General features: G+C 57.0%; 23 protein-coding genes and 1 pseudogene. 17 read left to right on the top strand and 7 right to left on the bottom strand.

Annotated elements, in window-relative coordinates; genetic code table 11:
- Positions 1-12: 12 nt before the first annotated feature.
- From BN2664_RS09390 to BN2664_RS07675, 4 genes are read right to left on the bottom strand one after another with little or no spacing between them, the layout of a single operon-like run.
- A complete protein-coding gene (locus BN2664_RS09390; protein WP_007000769.1) occupies positions 13-420 on the bottom strand; it encodes a hypothetical protein in 408 nt (135 codons plus the stop codon).
- A gap of 47 nt (positions 421-467) precedes the next feature.
- Positions 468-1,652, bottom strand: coding sequence for a site-specific DNA-methyltransferase (locus BN2664_RS07665; RefSeq protein WP_007000768.1), 1,185 nt, complete (start codon positions 1,650-1,652; stop codon positions 468-470).
- On the bottom strand, positions 1,652-1,882 hold the full coding sequence (locus BN2664_RS07670; RefSeq protein WP_004007641.1) for a helix-turn-helix domain-containing protein: 231 nt from the start codon (positions 1,880-1,882) through the stop codon (positions 1,652-1,654). Before BN2664_RS07670 ends, BN2664_RS07665 begins: the two co-directional genes overlap by 1 nt.
- Positions 1,879-2,736 (bottom strand): NBR1-Ig-like domain-containing protein, encoded by an 858-nt coding sequence (locus tag BN2664_RS07675; RefSeq protein ID WP_007000767.1) that lies wholly within the window; start codon positions 2,734-2,736, stop codon positions 1,879-1,881. The genes BN2664_RS07670 and BN2664_RS07675 overlap by 4 nt, the downstream gene beginning before the upstream one ends.
- 235 nt (positions 2,737-2,971) lie before the next feature.
- On the opposite strand from BN2664_RS07675, the gene BN2664_RS07680 reads away from it, so the two are divergent.
- The 7 genes from BN2664_RS07680 to BN2664_RS07710 all read left to right on the top strand — a co-directional run bounded on the left by BN2664_RS07680 (position 2,972) and on the right by BN2664_RS07710 (position 8,549).
- Positions 2,972-3,115, top strand: a complete 144-nt coding sequence (locus BN2664_RS07680) for a hypothetical protein (protein WP_197408656.1) — start codon at positions 2,972-2,974, stop codon at positions 3,113-3,115.
- 350 nt (positions 3,116-3,465) lie between these two features.
- On the top strand, positions 3,466-4,143 hold the full coding sequence (locus BN2664_RS07685; protein ID WP_007000766.1) for a sigma factor-like helix-turn-helix DNA-binding protein: 678 nt from the start codon (positions 3,466-3,468) through the stop codon (positions 4,141-4,143).
- Between the two features lie 18 nt (positions 4,144-4,161).
- Complete coding sequence (locus BN2664_RS07690; protein WP_004007637.1) at positions 4,162-4,398, top strand: hypothetical protein; 237 nt, start codon at positions 4,162-4,164, stop codon at positions 4,396-4,398.
- Entirely contained in the window at positions 4,395-4,808 is a 414-nt protein-coding gene (locus BN2664_RS07695) for a hypothetical protein (protein WP_004007636.1), read from the top strand. Before BN2664_RS07690 ends, BN2664_RS07695 begins: the two co-directional genes overlap by 4 nt.
- Entirely contained in the window at positions 4,795-5,931 is a 1,137-nt protein-coding gene (locus BN2664_RS07700; protein WP_007000765.1) for a DUF2800 domain-containing protein, read from the top strand. Before BN2664_RS07695 ends, BN2664_RS07700 begins: the two co-directional genes overlap by 14 nt.
- Positions 5,932-5,946: 15 nt before the next feature.
- A complete protein-coding gene (locus BN2664_RS07705) occupies positions 5,947-6,504 on the top strand; it encodes a DUF2815 family protein (protein ID WP_007000764.1) in 558 nt (185 codons plus the stop codon).
- Positions 6,505-6,581: 77 nt separating this feature from the next.
- Positions 6,582-8,549, top strand: a complete 1,968-nt coding sequence (locus BN2664_RS07710) for a DNA polymerase (RefSeq protein WP_007000763.1) — start codon at positions 6,582-6,584, stop codon at positions 8,547-8,549.
- On the opposite strand, the gene BN2664_RS07715 is transcribed toward BN2664_RS07710, so the two are convergent.
- Positions 8,546-9,466, bottom strand: coding sequence for an Abi family protein (locus BN2664_RS07715; RefSeq protein WP_007000762.1), 921 nt, complete (start codon positions 9,464-9,466; stop codon positions 8,546-8,548). The two genes, BN2664_RS07710 and BN2664_RS07715, sit on opposite strands and share 4 nt — an antisense overlap.
- A gap of 174 nt (positions 9,467-9,640) precedes the next feature.
- On the opposite strand from BN2664_RS07715, the gene BN2664_RS07720 reads away from it, so the two are divergent.
- Complete coding sequence (locus BN2664_RS07720) at positions 9,641-10,831, top strand: IS256-like element ISAmas1 family transposase (RefSeq protein WP_146001743.1); 1,191 nt, start codon at positions 9,641-9,643, stop codon at positions 10,829-10,831.
- A gap of 177 nt (positions 10,832-11,008) precedes the next feature.
- On the opposite strand, the gene BN2664_RS07725 is transcribed toward BN2664_RS07720, so the two are convergent.
- Positions 11,009-11,407 carry an SHOCT domain-containing protein gene (locus BN2664_RS07725; protein ID WP_007000760.1) on the bottom strand — a complete coding sequence of 133 codons (399 nt, stop codon included), beginning with the start codon at positions 11,405-11,407 and terminating at the stop codon, positions 11,009-11,011.
- A gap of 158 nt (positions 11,408-11,565) precedes the next feature.
- A protein-coding gene (locus BN2664_RS07730) for an IS3 family transposase (protein ID WP_102183840.1) occupies positions 11,566-12,791 on the bottom strand; the annotation gives its coding sequence in 2 pieces (ribosomal slippage) (positions 11,566-12,512 and positions 12,512-12,791; 1,227 coding nt in all).
- A gap of 156 nt (positions 12,792-12,947) precedes the next feature.
- On the opposite strand from BN2664_RS07730, the gene BN2664_RS07740 reads away from it, so the two are divergent.
- The 9 genes and pseudogenes from BN2664_RS07740 (at position 12,948) to BN2664_RS07775 (ending at position 20,325) form a co-directional block, all read left to right on the top strand.
- On the top strand, positions 12,948-13,259 hold the full coding sequence (locus BN2664_RS07740; RefSeq protein ID WP_007000757.1) for a transposase family protein: 312 nt from the start codon (positions 12,948-12,950) through the stop codon (positions 13,257-13,259).
- A 123-nt stretch (positions 13,260-13,382) separates the two neighbouring features.
- Positions 13,383-13,571, top strand: a pseudogene (locus BN2664_RS09210) (IS1249 family transposase); the annotation flags it as partial.
- A gap of 558 nt (positions 13,572-14,129) precedes the next feature.
- The gene (locus BN2664_RS07745) at positions 14,130-14,894 is read left to right on the top strand and encodes a phage antirepressor (RefSeq protein ID WP_007000756.1); all 765 of its coding nucleotides are present in this window, start codon (positions 14,130-14,132) and stop codon (positions 14,892-14,894) included.
- Positions 14,891-15,328 (top strand): DUF7768 domain-containing protein, encoded by a 438-nt coding sequence (locus tag BN2664_RS07750; protein WP_004007630.1) that lies wholly within the window; start codon positions 14,891-14,893, stop codon positions 15,326-15,328. Before BN2664_RS07745 ends, BN2664_RS07750 begins: the two co-directional genes overlap by 4 nt.
- Positions 15,325-17,586, top strand: a complete 2,262-nt coding sequence (locus tag BN2664_RS07755) for a phage/plasmid primase, P4 family (protein WP_007000755.1) — start codon at positions 15,325-15,327, stop codon at positions 17,584-17,586. Before BN2664_RS07750 ends, BN2664_RS07755 begins: the two co-directional genes overlap by 4 nt.
- A gap of 140 nt (positions 17,587-17,726) precedes the next feature.
- Complete coding sequence (locus BN2664_RS07760) at positions 17,727-18,005, top strand: VRR-NUC domain-containing protein (protein WP_007000754.1); 279 nt, start codon at positions 17,727-17,729, stop codon at positions 18,003-18,005.
- Complete coding sequence (locus BN2664_RS07765) at positions 17,986-19,359, top strand: DEAD/DEAH box helicase (protein WP_007000753.1); 1,374 nt, start codon at positions 17,986-17,988, stop codon at positions 19,357-19,359. Before BN2664_RS07760 ends, BN2664_RS07765 begins: the two co-directional genes overlap by 20 nt.
- Positions 19,350-19,808: an ArpU family phage packaging/lysis transcriptional regulator gene (locus BN2664_RS07770; protein ID WP_040316954.1), complete on the top strand. Its 459-nt coding sequence runs from the start codon at positions 19,350-19,352 to the stop codon at positions 19,806-19,808. Before BN2664_RS07765 ends, BN2664_RS07770 begins: the two co-directional genes overlap by 10 nt.
- Positions 19,809-19,947: 139 nt before the next feature.
- Complete coding sequence (locus tag BN2664_RS07775; protein ID WP_007000751.1) at positions 19,948-20,325, top strand: HNH endonuclease; 378 nt, start codon at positions 19,948-19,950, stop codon at positions 20,323-20,325.
- The last annotated feature ends 49 nt before the right edge of the window (positions 20,326-20,374 follow it).

Consider the following 20,374-nt stretch of genomic DNA (forward strand, 5'->3'; position numbering starts at 1 on the left):
AACCAACACTCCTTAGAGACGGGTGATATCCCGAGGGATCTTCTTGAACGTGATATTCAGAGAGCGCAGCTCCTCATCCGACAACAAACACGTGTCGGCATAAATCACATACGAACTAGCCGCACACTCAGGAGGGATCGAAGCCAGATAGTCACGATCCAAAACCGTTGCCCGATCCGGCTCATATACGAAAAACAACGATGCATCCTCATGCCGTCCTAAGAAATACGGATGGGCACTGGGCGGATTCGAGAACGGCTGCCCCGTCTCGGTGAACCACACATACTCACGAACCCGCTCAAGAGGCACCTCTGGGTTCAAGTCACCTGCGAGAAGTAGTGGCGCGCCTAACTCGTAGAAAGAGAATGACCCTCCTGTTCCGGGCACTTCATCCTTATCGGTGCGGTATCCGTCGATCACTCGTTTGACCCGCTCTGCCGTGATTGATTCTGCGTAGTCGCTGAGCTCTACGAGGATGAATTTTCTATCTGCGTCGCGTCGTACATATTTGAATTAAGCACGGCGTGTGCGGTCGTTCCTGAGCCTGCGAATGAGTCTAAGACGATGCCGTCTGTGTTGCCATGCAGGGCGATAATCCATTCGATTAGTGATAGTGGTTTCGGGGTGTCGAATTTCTTGTTTCCAAAGATTGCCTTGATTACTGCAGTCGCGTCGGCGTTAGTTCCATAGCCATCGAGCCACGTATTCCATCCGAATGATTTTTTTACGTCACGAATTTTCTCGTATGGAACCCAGCGCTCAGTCTCTCCATCTACAACAACCCCTGGGTCGTATGATGTTTTCTCCCAGTGAGCAGCCTCAGGATTGTCCAATAACTCTGACATACCTGCGTGAGCAGGACTCCAACGCCAGTAGCCGTCAGACCCGTCATTCTTGATTGGGAATACTTCTCCACCATTGGGTGCAGTAATGGGGAACCACAACGTCGGTCGATCTGATCGGTCGGAAGTTGCACCCCACTTTCGTAACTCACGCCCTTTTCGATACGGGCCCTTGCTGTCCTTGAGGTCAAGCTTCCCAGTTGTCTTCTCTTCTTTGACAAGACTTGATTGGTCACCCTTGGTGTAGAACAAAATGTATTCGTGCCCTGTTCGCAGGGCCGTTTTATCTTTCCCTCCACTTGGTTCAGAGCGCACTGGCGCACAAGCAAGTCGGTTTGCAGGGCCAAAGATTTCGTCCATGATGCAGCCTAGGTTGGACAGCTCTGTGTCACTTATCGAGACAGCAATCAATCCGTTTCTGGCTAGCAGGCGATGGAGAAGTCTTAGCCGTGGGTACATCATGCATAGCCATTTGTCATGGCGGGAGAGGTCTTCGCCTTCTTTGCCGACGACTTCGCCAAGCCATTTCTTGATTCGTGGGTCGTTGACGGCGTCGTTGTAGATCCAGCCTTCGTTGCCTGTGTTATAGGGAGGATCGATATAAATGCAGTCAACCTTGCCTTCGTACTTTGGTAGTAGAGCTTTGAGGGCTTCGAGGTTGTCACCATGAATAATCATGTTCTGTGAGCCGTTGTCCCCATCGTGTTGGCCGTGCTCGTCATATGAGTATTGGCGGTCGAGGACGCGGTAGGGAACGTCGAGGTGGTGGGTGATCACCTTGTCTTTGCCGACCCAGTTCAGTTCTGGCATTAGCGTTCCTCCTTAGGCTCGTGAGGGTTGTTGGGATGTGGTTCTTCTGCGGCTTGACCGGTGCGGACCCATTCGTCGATTTCTGAGAGTTTGAACTTCCAGACCCTGCCGACTTTATAGGCGGGAAGATTATGGGTTGTTATCCATTTCGTGATGGTTTCCCGGCGCACCCCGAGGTGGGCTTGCGCTTCTTTCATGGTGACCCAGTTTTCTAATTCAGCTTCGCTCATCGTTCCTGCCTTATCGCGTGAAGATCCGGGTTAATAACTGTGGCATTGACATTGAATGTTGTGGTCGCTTGAGGGAAGCAGTTCTCGCCATCCACGTTATGCATTTCCCAGTGGCTTGAGGCAGCACCTTCATAGCCTTGCGCCCGAAACGTGCAAGAAATCTTGATGAACTTCGCTGTCGCCGGTGGGCTGTCAGGAATGGCGATCTGTGTGGTGCCGACGGGTCGTAGTCGCGAGTCTGTCGGATTCGTACAGACGAGTGTCCGACTGGTCCAATTGATGCTGCCAACGTTGCGCAGTGTCCATGTGTGAGTGAACTCGACCCAAAACCCTGGCCTGTATTTCTGCAGTGCAGGCGGTTCCGTCACGTCGACGCGATCTCCTTGATAGAGCGGCTGCGGTGCGAGGTTGATCTCACCTGGTTCCTGGCCTTTAAGGCGAAGTCGGTAGCAGCGTTCGAGGACATCGCAATGGTCTGGGTCATGGATGATCACATCAAACCAGTCGGTCAGTGCCCAGATGAACGCGTCAGGTTCAATTTCCATGCTTGACGGAAGACCGGCAGAAGCGCCGATTTCGTGGCATCGATCTTCCAGCGTGTATGTGGCGCGACGGGGTGGGCTGATGTGACCTAGCAAGAACTTGTGCAGTGCCTGTTTCTTGATCTGATTCGGTAGCGAACCGCGAACTGGGTCAGATACTTCTTGGTCGCCGCGAAAGAGCGCCGTCCAGTACGAAGTGGAATAGACTGCGGCGCTTCCTGCTGCCTCAAAAACTGCGCGTGCGAACTTACTCTGCGATTTTATCGGAGCTTTTGGCTTATAAATTGCGCAGCAAAAGGCGCTCAGAGTCAATGATCCACCTCCGTCACACACCGTCTAGAAGAAACTCTAGAAGATCTAGAAATTCCTGCCCTTTCATCGTCCGTCGTCTAGAAAATTCGTCCACTTTGATTGAAGTGTGAGCAAAACACGAGCCGACGAGACGAGCAACATCACTCTCATTATCGCACGCCGACTCGCGCGAACGCTCATGAACACGCACCAACTGGTGGTGGGTGTCGTAGCGAGAGCGAAGGAGGTGAAGAGCGTGGGTAGGAACCGCAAGCAGACATCGCGTGCTGTGGCACGCAAGGCATCAGCTGTGCTGCGCGATGGCCGTTCTTCGGTGCGGACCAAGTCCGTTGCCGCCTCGGCGTTGGCGCAGACTAAGCCGTCCAAGCGTGGCAAGTAGCCGTACACAGCCCACTCGGTTTCGACACAGCTCGGGCCGGGTGGGTGGGGACGGTAGCGCTGGTGGCCATCGGCACTGACGTTCTCCAAGCCTGAACGTGATTGTTCGGGAGCTCATCTGGCGGATGAGCGACCTCCACAGCGAGTGCTGGCTGTGGTTGTAGACAAATGAACCACTAGTGAGACCTGCTCTGGGAGCGCTCGGCGGGTCACCTCACCCAAACCTCTTTGCTGAGGGGCGGGTGGGGTGGCTCGCCTTTGTCGTCTTCCTAGCAGTTCTCACCAGTGATCTGAGCCAAACAGATCAGGTCTCCAAATCACCGGGATTCCCGGAGAAATGGAGATCCTTCGATGAAGGTCACCTTCAAGCACGAAGCAGACAACAACAAGAATCAGTCCATCACTGACACTTTCGACATTGACCCTGGCGAGTTCGCTCTCATGATCGCAACCCACCGGCAGCAACGCGCCGCCACAACTGGTGTTCCGCTCAACCAGGTCAAGCCCCGCACACCGCAGAAGATTCTCGACGAGTTGTGGAACGCAGAAGAAGCGGCCACGCATCAGGCGGTTCGCGCCGATCGCGGCAAGGGTAAGAAGACATGCACGTGCGGGGCTGAGTGCGGTCCTCGACGTGGATGCCGCGTCCCGAATAACAAGCCGTTTTCGTATGAGCAGATGCTCGACATCGACCTTGATCCAGCTTCACCGGGTATCAGCGCTGAAGACCAGGTCATCGAACGCGAGGATAGTGTCGAGCGTGCTTGTGAGCTCAAGGTGATGCGTGGCGTCATCGCTGGTTTGGATCCTCAGCATCGTGAGGTGATGACGCGCCTTCTTGCAACCGACAAGCTCAATCAGGCGCAGGTGGCACGCGATATGGGGTTGACCCGTGCTCGGGTATCGCAGCTAGTGGCAGAGGTAAAACCGCTGATTCGACAGGCGGTTGAGGATGCCCGATTTAACACTTTCGGTGGTGTCGGCAGTGGGGTGAAAGGGAGAAGCCAACCGGGCTGCTCCCACAAATGAGGAAGAAAGGTAAGCCCGATGGCTCGACATAGTCTCAAGCTTCATATTGCCCGGCATATCCCTGACGACCCCGGAATCGTCGCAACTAAGAACGTGACGCTGCGTGAACGGCTCATGCGCCTACTGCTTGGTACCCCGCGCAAAGTCATGATCCTTGTCCCTGGTGATTCGGTCAAGCAGATCGACATCACCGAAAACACCGATGACGACCTCATGGCCCTGGCCGATGCTCTCAAGGCGGGTGAATCCAAATGATGATGCCGGAAATTAACGCCTTCATTCGTGATGGAAACCAGACGATGCGATCGCTCGCCGATTTGCTTGCGCGGGCTCAGCAGATCGTTGAGGAGAGCTTCGAAGACCACGCAGGAATGCCTGGTGAACGCCCGGAGCTTGCCCTGCAGATCAAGGAACCCTTCGGAACCATCCCAGCCACGCACGCCCAGCCAGAACTACTTGCGGACGAGCCAGAGGTTGAACCTGAACCGACGGTGACGTTGGAAGAAGTACGTGCTTTTCTTTCCGAGCTCTCAGCGCAAGGTCACACGGCAAAGGTTCGTGAGCTGATCGTCGAGGCTGGTGCGGACAAGCTCTCAGCGGTGGATCCGTCGAAGTACGGGTGGCTGCTGGATCGGGCGAAGGAGATTGCTGATGGCACCGTCTGATCACGCACTCCTCTCAGCTTCTGGTGCTCACCGGTGGCTCAACTGCACCCCCTCCGCCCGCCTCGAATCCGATGAGCCAGAATCCACGTCTGCGGCTGCCGAGCAAGGCACCGCAGCACACGCCCTCGCCGAGCACAAACTCCGCCGCGCTTTGAAGCAGCGCTCGAAGCGGCCAGTCTCGACCTGGATTGATGACGAGATGGAAACCTTGACAGACGACTACGTCGCCTACGTCCAAGAACACATCTCGCTGGCTCGGGAGACCTGTGGGGATCCACAGGTGCTCATCGAGCAGCGCCTGGATTTCAGCCATGTGGTTCCGGGAGGTTTTGGCACCGGGGATTGCGTGATCATCGCCGAACCTACCTTGCAGATTATTGATCTGAAGTACGGGCAAGGTGTGTTGGTTGAGGCTGAGCGTAATCCCCAGTTGATGCTCTACGCTCTCGGAGCCCTTCACACTTTCGGCGACCTGTACGACATCGAGCGCGTAGCGGTGACGATCTACCAGCCACGTCGGGGCAACGTCGACACCTGGGAAATCTCCGTCACTGAACTCGAGCACTGGGCCGAAGCGGAAGTGAAACCGAAGGCTGAGCTGGCAGCAGCTGGCGAGGGTGAGTTTTGTCCGGGCTCGTGGTGTCAGTTCTGCAAGATTGCACCCACGTGTCGGGCGCGAGCTGAAGCCAATCTTGCGCTGGCCAGGTTGGAGTTCGCCCCGCCAGCAGAACTGTCCGACAGCGAGATTGCCGACGTGCTGGCCCGGATTCCGCAGCTCAAAACCTGGGCGGCGGATGTCGAAGCATACGCGCTCTCCCAAGCGGTGAACCAGGGCAAGCGCTGGACTGGTTTCAAGCTCGTCGCCGGCCGGTCGATCCGCAAATACACCTCCGAAACCGATGTCGCTGCAGCGGCTGAGGCGGCTGGCTATAGGGACATCTATGACCGCAAGCTCATCACCCTCACAGCGATGGAACGCCTCATGGGTAAACCCGCCTTCAACGAGATCCTCGGTGATCTCGTGATCAAACCTGCAGGCAAACCCACGTTGGTGCCTGCATCCGATAAACGGCCAGCGCTTGACCTGGTGAGTGCGGCCACCGATTTTCAACCAAACAAGTAACTAGTAGAAAGAAGAATGATTATGTCAACGACTAACACAACTCGTATTGTGACCGGCGAAGTACGCCTATCCTACGCACACGTGTGGGAGCCGAACTCCATCCAGGGAGGCAAGCCCAAGTACTCCGTCTCCCTGATCATCCCGAAGTCCGATACCGCCACGATCACTGCGATCGAGCGCGCGGTGGATGCGGCGATCGAGGCCGGGACGGCCAAGTTTGGTGGAAAGCGCCCCAACAAGGCCGCCCTCAAGTTGCCGCTGCGTGATGGGGATATTGAGCGTGACGACGAAGCCTACAAGGGTGCCTACTTCCTCAACGCGAACTCCCTGACCGCTCCCCAAATCGTCGATCAGAGCGTCGCCCCGATCCTGGACCGCGCCGAAGTGTACTCGGGCTGCTATGCACGCGTATCCCTGTCCTTCTATGCGTTCAACACGAACGGCAACCGTGGTATCGCCTGCGGACTGGGCAATATCCAAAAGACCCGCGACGGAGAAACCCTTGGCGGTGGACGAGTTTCCGCTGAGACCGACTTCGGTGCCTTCGCCGCTGATGACGATTTCCTGAACTAACCATCCCCACACGTGGAGGGAACCAGCACATCTTGTTGGTTCCCTCCACTTTTCCTCTATGTGAAAGGAACCCCGTCATGCGAACACTCTTCTGCGATATCGAATCTTTCAGCCCCGCCCAACTCGCCAAGACAGGCGTTTACCCGTATTGCGAGCACCCAGACTTCGAGCTGCTCCTGTTCGGCTATTCGATTGACGGCGGCCCGATCGAGGTGGTGGATCTCGCCAACGGACAATCTATACCCGACGAGGTTCTGGCGGCTTTAGTTGATCCATCCATCGTGAAGTGGGCGCATAACGCCGCCTTCGAACGTGTCTGCTTGTCCGCTTGGCTACGAGCGCATCATCCCAAGCTCCTCGACGAGGGCTTTCTTGACCCAAGGCAGTGGCGCTGCACCATGATCTGGTCGGCCTACCTTGGCCTGCCGATGAGCCTCGATGCAGTAGCCACAGTTTTGAAGCTTGACGTCCAAAAAGACACAGTAGGCAAGAAGCTGATCAAGCAGTTTTGCACACCCGCCACACCCTCAGTCCTGAACGGAGGCAAACGCAGGAACCCACCATCAGCTGACCCGACCGGGTGGGCGAGGTTTATCGACTACAACCGTCGTGACGTCGAAGTCGAGCTCGCCATCCACAACAGACTGGCTTGTTTTCCGATACCGGAGTCCGAATGGGACACCTACGCTCTTGACCAACGCATTAATGATGCTGGGATTCTTCTCGACCACACGCTGGTTGATAATGCCGTTGCCGTGGACGAGCACCACCGCAACGCGTCGCTTGCGCGTGCGCAGAAGCTCACGGGGCTGGAGAACCCGAACTCACCCATCCAACTCAAACAATGGCTCGCATCGCGTGGCTGCGCGCTGGAGTCGTTGGCGAAGGCCGAAGTCGATGCCGCCCTCGATACTGCCACGGGCGAGGTGAAAGAAGTCCTCGAACTTCGCGGCGATCTAGCTAAATCTTCGGTGAAGAAGTACGTGGCGATGCAAAACGTCGCAGGCAGCGACGGTCGAGCACGTGGGCTCATCCAATTCTACGGCGCAGGACGTACCGGACGTTTCGCCGGACGCCTCGTCCAAGTCCAGAACCTCCCCAGGAACTATCTGCCTGATCTTGACCAAGCCCGATCGCTCGTCAGAACAGGCAACCTCGAGGCACTTGAGCTTCTGTACGAGTCCGTGCCCGACACGCTTTCACAGTTGATTCGCACCGCGTTTATCCCTTCTCCTAGGCACAGGTTTATCGTCGCGGACTTCTCGGCCATCGAAGCGCGCGTCATCGCCTGGCTCGCAGGAGAAACCACCACCCTCCAGGCCTTCCGTGAGGGCAAAGACCTCTACTGCGAAACCGCCTCCCGCATGTTCGGCGTCCCAGTAGAAAAACACGGCATCAACGGCGAGCTACGCCAGAAGGGGAAAATTGCGACCCTCAGCTGTGGTTACCAAGGGTCAGCTGGTGCGCTGAAAGCCATGGGAGCCCTGCGGATGGGCTTAGCTGAGCACGAGCTCAAACCGATCGTTGATGCCTGGCGGCAAGCTAATCCGCACATCGTTCAGCTCTGGTCAAGTGTCGAAGAAGCAGCTATCGCCGCGATCGCGTCTCGTCAGCCGATCCGGCTGCGGAATTTGCGATTCAGCGTCGAAGCCGGAATCTTGTTTATTGAGCTGCCCTCGGGTAGGCGGTTGGCGTATGTGCAGCCGCGTCTGGGTGAGAACAGGTGGGGCGGCACATCCATCACCTACACCGGCACCACCACGGCACGGCGCTGGGGACAGCTCGAAACCTACGGTGGAAAACTTGTCGAGAATATCGTGCAGGCGATCGCTCGTGATCTGCTCGTCACTGGCATGCACGCCGTCGCCAAAGCCGGGCATCAGATTGTGATGCATGTTCACGACGAGATCGTCATCGACGAACCCGAAAATTCCGGCTTCACCGCCACTGGTGCTTGCGAGCTCATGTCCACGCTCCCAGCATGGGCCGAAGGTTTGCCGTTGGATGCGGACGGGTATGAGTGCGCCTATTACCGTAAGGATTAGCTGTTGATTGTCCAGATGGGATCTTGTTTCCAGCTGGGGCTGGCACCTATGTGCGTTAGATCGACGCCAGGAATTTCGGTGGGGAAACTGTCTAGGACGTCGCTGATGGCCTGTATTTCAGCGGTGAAATTTCCTCGTCGCAAGAGGAATGCGGTGAGCACCAACGCGGTGTATATACGTCCTGAAGAATGTGTCACGGCCGATAGCGTTTGGTCGCTGCGGCGGTGTTTGACCAGTGGACGGATAACGAGTTGCCTATTCCATAGTCTGGCGTGGTGAGCGCATATGTTACGAATGAAATTCGCAGTGCGCATCCATGATTCCAACTCGTCGGCACGTGCCAAGTACTTGTCAGCAATGCGACGACGCTGTTCGAAGGGAGCCAACGAAAACAGGGTCACGAGTTGTCCGAATTCGAGGATCTCGGTGGCCACCCACACCGGCAAACGACCATCGTGGGTCTGGTTGTAATGCATGACGAAATCTTCTGTAGAGCGCGACTGCGTTTGGGCTAGCTTCTGCGTGAACAGTACTGCGCGGCGATGCATTGCGCCTGACGGCCAAATCCGTTCGAGGTCGAGGTGAATGAACGGATTGATCTCACCCAGCACGTGCCCCACGTCAACTCGCAGGCACACCTCCAGCTTGCATAGCGCCCGCCACACAGCAAGACGCAGTTGTTCGTCAAACTCGTACAGCTCAATCGCGTGATGCATACGTGTGCCGGGAACGAAACGATCTAAACGCCGCCGAGGTGAGCCTTCGGGAGCTGGCTGGCGCAGCGGGTAGGAGTATCCCGAAAGCCGGTAATAGCCGACAGTAGATAACTCGCGGCGGTAATCACCGGCATCCAATAGGCCACGACGAGTGAGGATATTGATTTGCTCATCGATACTGACCCACGGTTTGTCGACCACCAGCCCACCTGCGGGTTAAGTAGCAAAATGTGTGTCTGATTTTCGCAGTCCTCACTGCTCAGACGGCATAAATCGGCCGTATATAAGGTTTCGCACCTTATATATGCTCGATTCTCGTTCAATCCACCGGAATGGCATCCTCATGTGCTAGTCGGGGATTGGTGTGCTTTCTGGGTGAGTAGAAACAGACCACGTTGCCCAGTATGCGCTGGGGAAATGAAGAAAAATGGCACCACTTCCAAAGGCACAACCAGGTGGCGGTGCAAAAACCCAGATTGCGGCAGCTCGACGACACGCCGCCGCACCGATCACACCCAAACTCGCGACTTTCAAGCGTTCATCTCTTATGCGACTTGCACCGCCTCATTGGCCGAGGTCGCTCGCCTGCGAAACATCAGCCGGTGGACCCTAGATCGCCGATTCGCGCCGTTTTGGCTCATCGATGTGCCCAACGATGGTGAACCTCACCGCGTCTATGACCAGATCTTCATCGACGGTACCTACACCGCCGCTGGCTGCCTCCTCGTCGCGGCCAGCTATGACCACGTCATCGCATGGCACTGGGCGAAAAGCGAAACCGCCCACGCCTACACCCAATTGCTCAAAAAGATCGCCGAGCCACTATGTGTGGTCCTCGACGGCGGACAAGGAGCACTCACCGCCATTAAAGCGTGCTGGCCAAACACGCTCATTCAGCGCTGCCTAGTCCATGCCCAACGCGCGATCCGTCGCTACACGTCGACCCAACCACGCACCGACGCGGGCAAGGCGATCTACGCACTGGCGTTGAAACTGACCCGCATCACCACACTTGACCAGGCACGCGAATGGACACTGCGTCTCCACGACTTCGGACAGGTCTATAAAGCATTCCTCGACGAAAAGACCCCCGTGCCAAAAGAACGGCGCACGCTGAATCACCAGTGGGAATGGACCCACCTGCGAGTTCGCAAGGCATACAACTCCCTGCTGCACCTCTCACGGAAAGGATGGCTGTTTACCTACCTGCAGCCGCCCAAAAACGCACTCGAGCCAAACCGGTGGGTCTCAACAACCAACAGCCTCGAAGGCGGCATCAACGCCCAGCTCAAACGCATCGCCGATGCACACCGCGGCAGGTCAGGAGAACGCCAACGAAAAATGCTCGAGTGGTGCCTGTATGCAAAAACGCAACTGCCTGACGATCCACTCACGATCGCCAGGCAGTGCAATTTCGGACAAGACCAACTCGCCAAAGTCAACGATCTTGCCGAAGAAGACCACAACAAAGCCGACCAAGAAACAGGACGACCAGCCTTCTACGACAACGCTATCCCAACCGAATACAACCACTCGATACGAATCAGAAAAGGCCCCATGAAATAGCACAAAAAGTGTCCGACCGACGACACGCCGACCGGACACACATTTTGCTACTTAACCCCTTTTTGACCCTTAACCCAAAAATAACCCCGCAGGTTTCCCTGCGGGGTGTTGTCATTAGAACGGTACTTCTTCGCCCTCGGACCGCGACGCTGCGGCTGGCGAGGGAGCGGACCAGGGTCAGACCGAGGAGAGCGCCCTTGCCTTGATCTGGTCGAACTCCTGCTGGGTAATCGCTCCCGAGTCGAGAAGGGCCTTCGCCGAGGCGATCTCATCGGTCGGGCTCGATCCGGCGGAGCCGCCGGCGACGGACTTGATGTACTCATCCTGCCGCTGCTGGAGCTCCTGGCGCGCCTCGACCGCGCGGTCGGTCATCCCCCGACCTCGAACAAGCAGGTACGCGAGCATTCCGATGAACGGCAGCCCGAGGATGAACACCACCCACAGCGCCTTCGCGAAGCCGCCGAGGTCCTTGCTGCGGAAGAGATCTCCGAAGATCCACCACAGGGACATGAACCATGCGAAGAAGATGAAGAACTCGAACATGGCGAGTAGGAATGAGCCGTTGTCGTCGAACATTTGCTGACTTCCTCCTGACTGGATGGACGCTGGCCGAGCGGTCCACGCGGACCCTAGCGCACGACGGTTAGGAACAAGGACGTGCCCGGGCCGTCGCCGAACCATGTTAGCAGCTTTTCCTCACCAAGTGAAGCGTCCTGGGTTTAGTTCCGCTTCTTTTACGGCCCTGTGTTGATGGGCTGGGTGAGATAGTACTCGGTTTCTACTTCTTGTGGGGTGGCGTAGTCCAATGCTTCGTGAAGCCGCTTGGTGTTCCACCAATGCGCCCACCGCAAGGTGGCCAGTTCGACTTCTCCGACCGATGTCCACGGGCCTTGGGCATGAATCAGTTCCGCCTTGTAGAGACCATTGACTGTTTCGGCTAGTGCATTGTCATAAGAATCGCCGACTGTTCCCACACTCGGGCGTATTCCTGATTCCGCTAGGGCGGTGGAATACTTCAGCGACACGTACTGGCTGCCCCGATCGCTGTGGTGAATCAGCTGGTTACCATGGATTCGTCCGGCAGTCGTTAATGCATGCTCCAAGGCCTCCATGGGCAGCGCATCGGTGCGCATCGTCGAGCGTGTAGCAACACCAACAATTTTTCGGCTGAAGACATCCACGACAAACGCGGTGTAGGCGAATCCTGACAGGGTACGAACGTATGTAATGTCGGCAACCCACAACCTGCCTGGCGCTTGTGCACGAAAGTTTCGCTGCACTAGGTCCGGGCGATGATCCGGTGTCTTCGGGCTAATCGTTGTCACGGGCGTTCGCCCACGTCTGCGGCCGGAAACACCTGCTAGCTTCATTAATCGGGCGGTCTTGTCGCGGCCGATATGAAAGCCTTCACGGTTCATCGCGTGCCACATTTTGCGGATGCCGTAGACCGAGAAATTCTGCGCATGCACACGCTGTATCTCTGGGATGAGAAGGCTATCGCTTAAGGCCCTTGCGCTGGGAACGCGTGTGGTGGCTTTGCGGTAGCCGCGTGAGGTGATGAATCCACGATCTGCTTGTTTGAGGACTCGGCAGATGGCCTCGACCCCAAACTGATCTTTGTACGCGTCGATGTAGGAGATCATTTGGTCGTGGGTCGGTCGAGTTCCGCTGCGAAAAAAGCCGAAGCAGTCTTAAGAATCCCGTTTGCTCGTTTCAGTTCGCGGTTTTCGCGGCGCAGACGCTTGAGCTCTTCTTCCATTGTTTCGCCACCTGAAGCGTCTGAGTCATCACGTACTGAAGCGCTGTCACGGTACCAAGCCCGCAACGTGTGGTGAGATACTCCAAGGAGCTCGCCGACCTCTGTGTAGGCGCATTGCAGTGAGCAGGACTCCAGGCGGACCATTTCGATGATTTGATGGACCGCCTTTTCCTTGAACTCGACGGAATACTTTCTAGGCATAGTTCAATCCTTCCTTAGCTGAGGTAGGAACTAAACCCAGGACGCTTCAAAGCGTGGTAGCCGGGTTGCGACGCGCTGACCGGGTTGGGCTGGTGAAGACGGGCCTGGGACTCCACGATTCGTAGCGACCAAGCAACGGATCGAGAGGAGTCCCAGGTGAGTGTTGAGGCTACCGTCCTGCCCGCTGCGATGCTCGGCATCTCGGGGTTGGTGGTGCTTGCCGCCGGTGAGTACGGCGGTGAGCTGGAGCTGTTGGTGGAGACCTCCGAGTCGGTGACCGGGTGCCCGCGGTGCGGGGTGGTCGCGGTGGCCCGCGGCCGGCGTGAGCATCTGGTGCGTGACATCCCCTCGGCGGGGCGGCCGGTGCTGCTGGTGTGGCGCAAGCGGCTGTGGCGGTGCGCCGAACCGGCGTGCCCGCAACGTACCCGGTCAGTACACCTAATAAAGCGACGTCAGTACGTTCGCTAATGCTCGAGCTGATCTTTCATCGCTCGTACCTCTCGGCTGCCAGCGTGGTCACTTATTCGCAACCGCCCACCGTGCGTTCTCTACACCCCTCACCGTTGCACCCGCGTGAGACTCTTAGACGGACCTGACGATGCACTCACGATCGCCAGGCAGTGCAATTTCGGACAAGACCAACTCGCCAAAGTCAACGATCTTGCCGAAGAAGACCACAACAAAGCCGACCAAGAAACAGGACGACCAGCCTTCTACGACAACGCTATCCCAACCGAATACAACCACTCGATACGAATCAGAAAAGGCCCCATGAAATAGCACAAAAAGTGTCCGACCGACGACACGCCGACCGGACACACATTTTGCTACTTAACCCCCACCTGCTTCCAAAAACATGAAGACCGGCTCTGACCTGTCTCGGAAACCGATACAAGCGAGCCGGTACTAGTGGTAATCACTATACCGCGAAAACAGCGACAGAATCAAGAACTCGGCGAAGTATCACCATCAGAGAAGAAAGCTTATCCAAGACCGCTAAGAAACGAGAACCGACCCTGTGCTCCCACCGAGGCGGGCAGCGGAACCGGGCATGTTGTCTAAAAGACCACCGTGTCGGCACCGCTGTAGCAAGAGAATGATGGTTCTTCCACACAGAGCACTCGAGAAATTTGTCTATGCCCCGGCGAGAATACCTGCCAGATTGCTCTAACAGATAGCGCTCCACCGGGGCTTCAACACCAATCGTGCCAGAACGAGAAGCGATTGAGTACCCGTGATTTAACACTTTCTGGTTCGTCGGCAGTGGGGTGAGGCCCTTAACCCTTGTGCCGACCGGCACGACTTTTTCTCGACGGGGTCTCGGGAAGGAGCCCCGCCATGGGAAACCAGATTCAAACATTCACCAACGACGTGTTCGGCACCATCCGCACTATCACCAATGATGGTCAGATCCTTTTCTGCGGCAAGGATGTCGCCACCGCGCTCGGCTACCAGGATCCGACGAACGCGGTGAAGCTGCACTGCAAGGGGGTGGCAAATTACCACCCCCTTGAGACCGCTGGCGGAATCCAGCAGGTCCGCTTCATTACCGAGGGCGACCTCTACCGCCTCATCATTTCTTCAAAGCTCCCGGCAGCGCAGAAGTTCGAAGCCTGGGTGTTCGATGAGGTGTTGCCGACGATTCGCCGCCACGGCATGTACGCATACGACGAACTACTCGCTGACGATGAGTTCCTGGAGCATGCCATCGCCACTCTGCGGGCCGAGCGAGCCAAGCGCCTCGCCGCAGAGCAATCCCTGTTGGAGGCGGCACCGAAAGTCTCGTACTACGACGTCGTGCTGCAGTCCGATTCGTTGTTGACGACGACGGCGATTGCGAAGGACTACGGACTCTCCGCGAAGAAGCTCAACCGAATCCTGCGTGATGCTCACGTGCAGTTCCATCAGTCGGGCCGGTGGTTCCTCTACGCGAAGTACGCCGAGCAGGGCTACACCCAGTCCAAGACTCACGAATACGGCGAAGGCCAGACCCGCACCCACATGTACTGGACCCAGAAGGGGCGCTTGTTCATCTACGACCTGCTCAAGAACAAGCTCGGCATCCTCCCGGTGATTGAGCGTGAAGGTCAGGTGCAAGCATGAGCGCCACGACACTCGATATTGGGTTTTCGAAGAAAAACACCGAAGGCTATCTGGACTTAACGAGCTACCACGCGCTCAAGAAGCTCCAGCGCGAACAGTTCGGCTACCGGCCCTTGGTTTATATCTGCTCACCGTATTCGGGCGACGTGCAAGCGAACGTTGAGCTCGCCCGCCAATTCTGCGAGCTCGCAGTAGCGGCAGGCAAGATCCCGTTCGCCCCGCATCTGCACTATCCGCAGTTCATGGATGACGCCGATCCCGATCAGCGCGAGTTGGCGATGTTCTTCAACAGGGTGTTGCTCGCTAAATGCGAAGCCCTGTGGGCATACGTGGGTCACGTTAGCCCTGGTATGCGCCTGGAGATCGGCTGGGCGCGAGACCTCGAGTTGCCGATTAAGTACTTCGATTCTGATTTCAAGGAGGTCACCCCATGACCACGCCTTTCACCTTGTTCGCTGCCGCGGTTACCGGTGTGCAGAACAATAACCACTACCCGAACCCACATCAGATCATTGACGCGGCATCCCTAAGCGTGGTCGCTGGCTTTGATCACGTGGCAGCCACCTACGTGAATGACCGCCGCTCAACTGCAGCGTTCATGTCTTCGGATTGCGTGGTGATGGATATCGATAACGATCACACCGAAACCCACACCGAGTGGATTACGCCTGAGAAGCTCGGCGAGTTGATGTCTGGTGTGGAGTTCATGACCGCCACCTCCCGCAACCACATGAAACCGAAGGGTGTGCTCTCCGCCCGGCCACGTTTCCACGTCTACTTCCCAATCCACACGATCACGAACGCGGACGAATACGCGGGATTGAAGCATCGTCTGGCATCGCGCTTTGGTTTCTTTGATCGCAATGCTCTGGATGCCGGTCGCTTCATCTACGGCACCCCTAACCCACAAGTTACGGTGCATGAGGGCGACCAGTTGCTCGATGCGTGGCTGGACGCGGCTGACGAGATCGACGTGTTCGCCGCCTTCGATCAGAGCACTCTCGTGATCGGTGAAGGGTCACGCAACGCCACGCTCTCTCGCTTCGCTGGGCGGGTCCTCATCCGCTACGGGCAGACCGATCAAGCACGAGACCTCTTCGACCGCAAAGCCAACCTCTGCGAACCACCGCTCAACGAGGGCGAACTGCAGACGATCTGGAACTCGGCATGCAGGTTCGCTTCGAAGGTCGCCTCCGACCCGAGCTATCTGCCACCAGAGGCGTATGAGGCGTTAGCAGGTTTACGTCCGGATGATTTTTCCGATGTCGGTCAGGCAGACACATTGGCTGGCGAGTATGCGAACAAGATCCGCTACTCACTGGCTACCAAGTGGCTTGTCTACGACCATGGCGTGTGGGATGAGAACGACCTGTCCGCACAAGGAGTGGTTCAAGAACTGACTTCTCGTCAACTTGAAGAAGCACAACACCTTATCGCCACAACATGGCAAGACATGGTTTCTACCGGTGCTGACGTGGTGATGGCATCGGCTTCATCGAAAGCCCGCGGCCTAGCAAAACTCAACCCTGCCCAAGTCGCAGCATTCAGGGCGTGGGATGAATCCAAAAACTATCACAAGTTCGTTCTCTCCAGGCGTTTGTCACGCAACATCACGGCCACGTTGAAAGAAGCCGGGCCGATCTTGCAGGTACGTGTCCGCGACCTCGACGTCGACCCCTACCAGCTCAACACCCCGGCAGGTACCTGGGATCTACGCGACAGTAGTAGCCACGAGCACAATCCCGCCGATCTGCTGACCAAACAGACCGCTGTCGGCCCCAACGATGAGGGTGCACAGATCTGGGCCGACGCGCTTGACGTCTTCTTCCAAGGAGATCCTGAGTTGATTGGTTACGTGCAGCGCATTGTGGGGTTGGCGGCGATCGGGCAAGTCTTCGTCGAAGCGCTCGTCATCGCTTACGGGGACGGACGAAACGGCAAATCCACGTTCTGGAACACCATCGCCCGCGTGTTGGGGACGTATTCGGGCACGATCTCAGCCGACGCGCTCACAGTCGGGGTGCGTCGCAACGTCAAACCCGAACTCGCCGAAGCCAGAGGCAAACGTCTCTTGATCGCGGCTGAAACCGAAGAAGGCATGCGCCTATCAACCTCGAACGTTAAACAGCTGGCTTCGACCGATCAAATCTCGGCAGAGAAAAAGTTCAAGGACCCCTTCGCCTTCACCCCCTCCCACACGCTGGTCTTGTACACGAACCATTTGCCGCGTGTGGGAGCTATGGATGCAGGCATCTGGCGGCGTCTGATCGTCATCCCGTTCAACGCCACCATCGAAGGCGACACGGATGTGAAGAACTACGCCGACCACCTCTACGAACACGCTGGCGGAGCAATCCTTTCCTGGATCATGGAAGGAGCGCGCCTCATTCACAGTGAGGGATACAAGCTCACTCCGCCACCTCAGGTGGTTCAAGCCTCGCAAGCATATAAGGAGGATAACGACTGGTTCTCGCAGTTCCTTGAGGACTCGTGCGACGTCGAGGACGGATTATCGGAGAGGGCTGGTGACCTCTATCAGACGTATCGGGCGTGGGCGCAAAACACCTCAGGATGGGCGCGCCCGATGGTCGACTTCAACGCCGCATGCGAACAAGCAGGATTCGAACGCAAGAAAACCAAGTCCGGTATCCGCGTCTACGGGCTGGCCCTGACCAGCGAATTCAACAGCTGAAAGTTATGAGGGTGCAGACCGATGCAACCCGTTTTCCTACCTTACGCATGTGAAATTACATGGTGTTTTTCTCTATGTAAAAGGTTAGGAAATACCCTGCACCACTCTGCACCCCTTGAGAAACCATTCAAGGAGTGACCATGAACGAACGCACCATAGAACACCAACTGAAGAAAGCCGTTGAAGCCTCTGGCGGCTTGTGCTGGAAGCTTGTCTGCCCTGGAACCACGGGTGTACCTGACCGGATATGCCTGATGAGAAACCGCGTAGTTTTCGTTGAGCTCAAAGCACCAGGACAGAAACCCAGGCCAATCCAGGTGCGCCGGATGAATCAACTCCGCTACCAAGGTTTCACCGCTTTGGTCATTGATTCGGTTGACGGCATACAGGAGGTGCTTGATGCACTATCAGCCGCATAACTACCAGCGGCAGGCGACCCAGTTCATCATCGACCATCACGAGGCCGCAATCTTCCTTGGGATGGGTTTGGGCAAATCGGTGATCACGTTGACGGCGATCTGGCAGCTCATGCTCGACTACTTCACCATCCACCGAGTCCTAGTCATCGCACCACTGCGGGTAGCCCGTGATACCTGGCCCGCCGAAATAGCGAAGTGGGATCACCTTGATGGGCTCACCGTCGCGGTCGCTGTTGGCACCAAGCAAGACCGGCTGAACGCTCTCGCGGCGTCTGCGATGGTTACCGTCATCAACCGTGAAAACATCCCATGGCTCATTAGCCAACTCGGGGGGAGCTGGCCGTTCGACATGGTTATCATCGACGAACTCTCCAGCTTCAAAAACCACCGAGCAAAGCGGTTCACGGCGCTGGTGAAAATGCGACCCTTCGTCAAGCGCTGGGTTGGCCTGACCGGAACGCCAGCGTCGAACGGGCTGATGGATGTATGGGCACAATTCCGGCTCCTCGACGGCGGGGATCGTTTGGGCCGTTTCATTATTTGTTATCGCGAGCGCTGGTTCACGCCGGATAAGCGTAATGGGATGCAGGTCTTCACCTATAAGCCACGCGTGGGTGCTGAGGATGAGATCTATGCGGCGATTGGTGACATGACGTTGTCGATGAGAACCACCGACCACCTGCAGCTACCAAAACTGACGGTGACGACAATGCCTGTGGTGCTGTATCCGAAAGAACGACGCGTGTATGAGCAGTTGAAATCTGATCTTGTCCTCGACCTCGGTGAGGCGACAATCGACGCTGCGAATGCTGCTGCATTGTCGGGCAAGTTGCTGCAGTTGGCGTCGGGCGCGATCTACACCGGTGATGGTCAGTGGACGGCGGTTCACGAGCGGAAGCTCGACGTCCTCGAAGACCTCATCGAGGCTGCCAACGGCAGCCCGTTATTGGTGGCCTATTGGTTTACCCATGACCGCGAACGCATCGTCTCCCGCTTCCCGCAGGCTCGCGAACTGAAAACGAGCGCGGATATCGAGGCGTGGAACAGAGGCGAGATTGCGCTTGGGCTGATCCACCCCGCGTCGGCCGGCCACGGGCTGAACCTCCAATCAGGTGGGCATCTGCTGGTGTGGTTCTCGCTCACGTGGAGCTTGGAGCTTTACCAGCAGACCAACGCACGGCTTTATCGGCAAGGACAAACCGAACCTGTGACGATCACGCATCTTGTTACGGAAGGGACGCTCGATGAAACCGTTCTCAAAGCTCTTGATGCGAAAGACGCTACTCAGGCTGCGTTGATTGACGCGGTCACAGCAGAAATTACAACCACTGAAAGAACAAGCTCATGCATGTGATGACCAAATACCTCGACACAAGGAAAGCCGCGATCGCAGCGCTACAGGATTATGCGGTGATGGAACAGATCATCGAGAGTACCGACGAGCAGATCAAGACGGCTTACGCTGACGCGGCAAGCCCAGCATCCCCACGCATGGACGGCACACCACCTTCTGGCGATCTCCGCGCTTCGGAGAATCGGATCGTGGCGAGCATTGAGCGAATCGACGCCTACAAGGCTCGCTACCTACAGGCCCGCCAGTACATGGACTGGTTCTTACCTGCGTGGGAAGTCATCGCTGAAGACGACCGCTTCATCCTCGAAGGCTTCTTCCTCAGCGAGGGGACACAAGATGAGAAGGTGTTGATGATAGCCGATCATTTCTACGTCGAGCGTGACACGGTCTATCGGCGCAAGAACCGGGCCCTCGACAGGTTCGCCACCGCCTTATACGGACAGCTCTAGCGTTAGCGGGTATCCGAAACATGCGATAGAAAACCGCATATCGGTGTGAGAACATGTAAGTGGTTGAAAACTAGGAGAAGCCCCAAGAACCCACACGGGAACTTGGGGCTTCACCACATCCAGGGGGAAGGAGCCAGCGATGCCGGTCAAACCAGCCCGCCCGTGCTCCCACCCCGGCTGCCCTGAGCTCACCCGTGAACGCTACTGCGAGGCCCACGCGAAGGCAGAAGACGCCCGGTATCGGAAGTATCAGCGTGATCCGAAGATCAACCGCCGCTACGGCGCGCGGTGGCGCAAGATCCGCGCCGCCTACATCGCAGCCCACCCGCTCTGCGAAGACTGCCTCGAACAAGGCAAGTACACGCCCGTGCAGGAAGTCCACCACGTGCTCCCGCTCGAACACGGCGGCACCCACAACTTCGACAACCTCCGTTCGCTGTGCAAGCCCTGCCACTCGCGCCAGAGCGCGCTGGATGACGACCGGTGGAGGCAACAACCTCGGGTCTACACCTACTGAATTCTTCGCCACGTTCCGCCCTGTCGCGGTTGTCGTCACGCACTTCAAA

Origin of the sequence: Actinobaculum massiliense, from assembly GCF_001457435.1 — a bacterium.
Classification (GTDB): Bacteria; Actinomycetota; Actinomycetes; order Actinomycetales; family Actinomycetaceae; genus Actinobaculum; species Actinobaculum massiliense.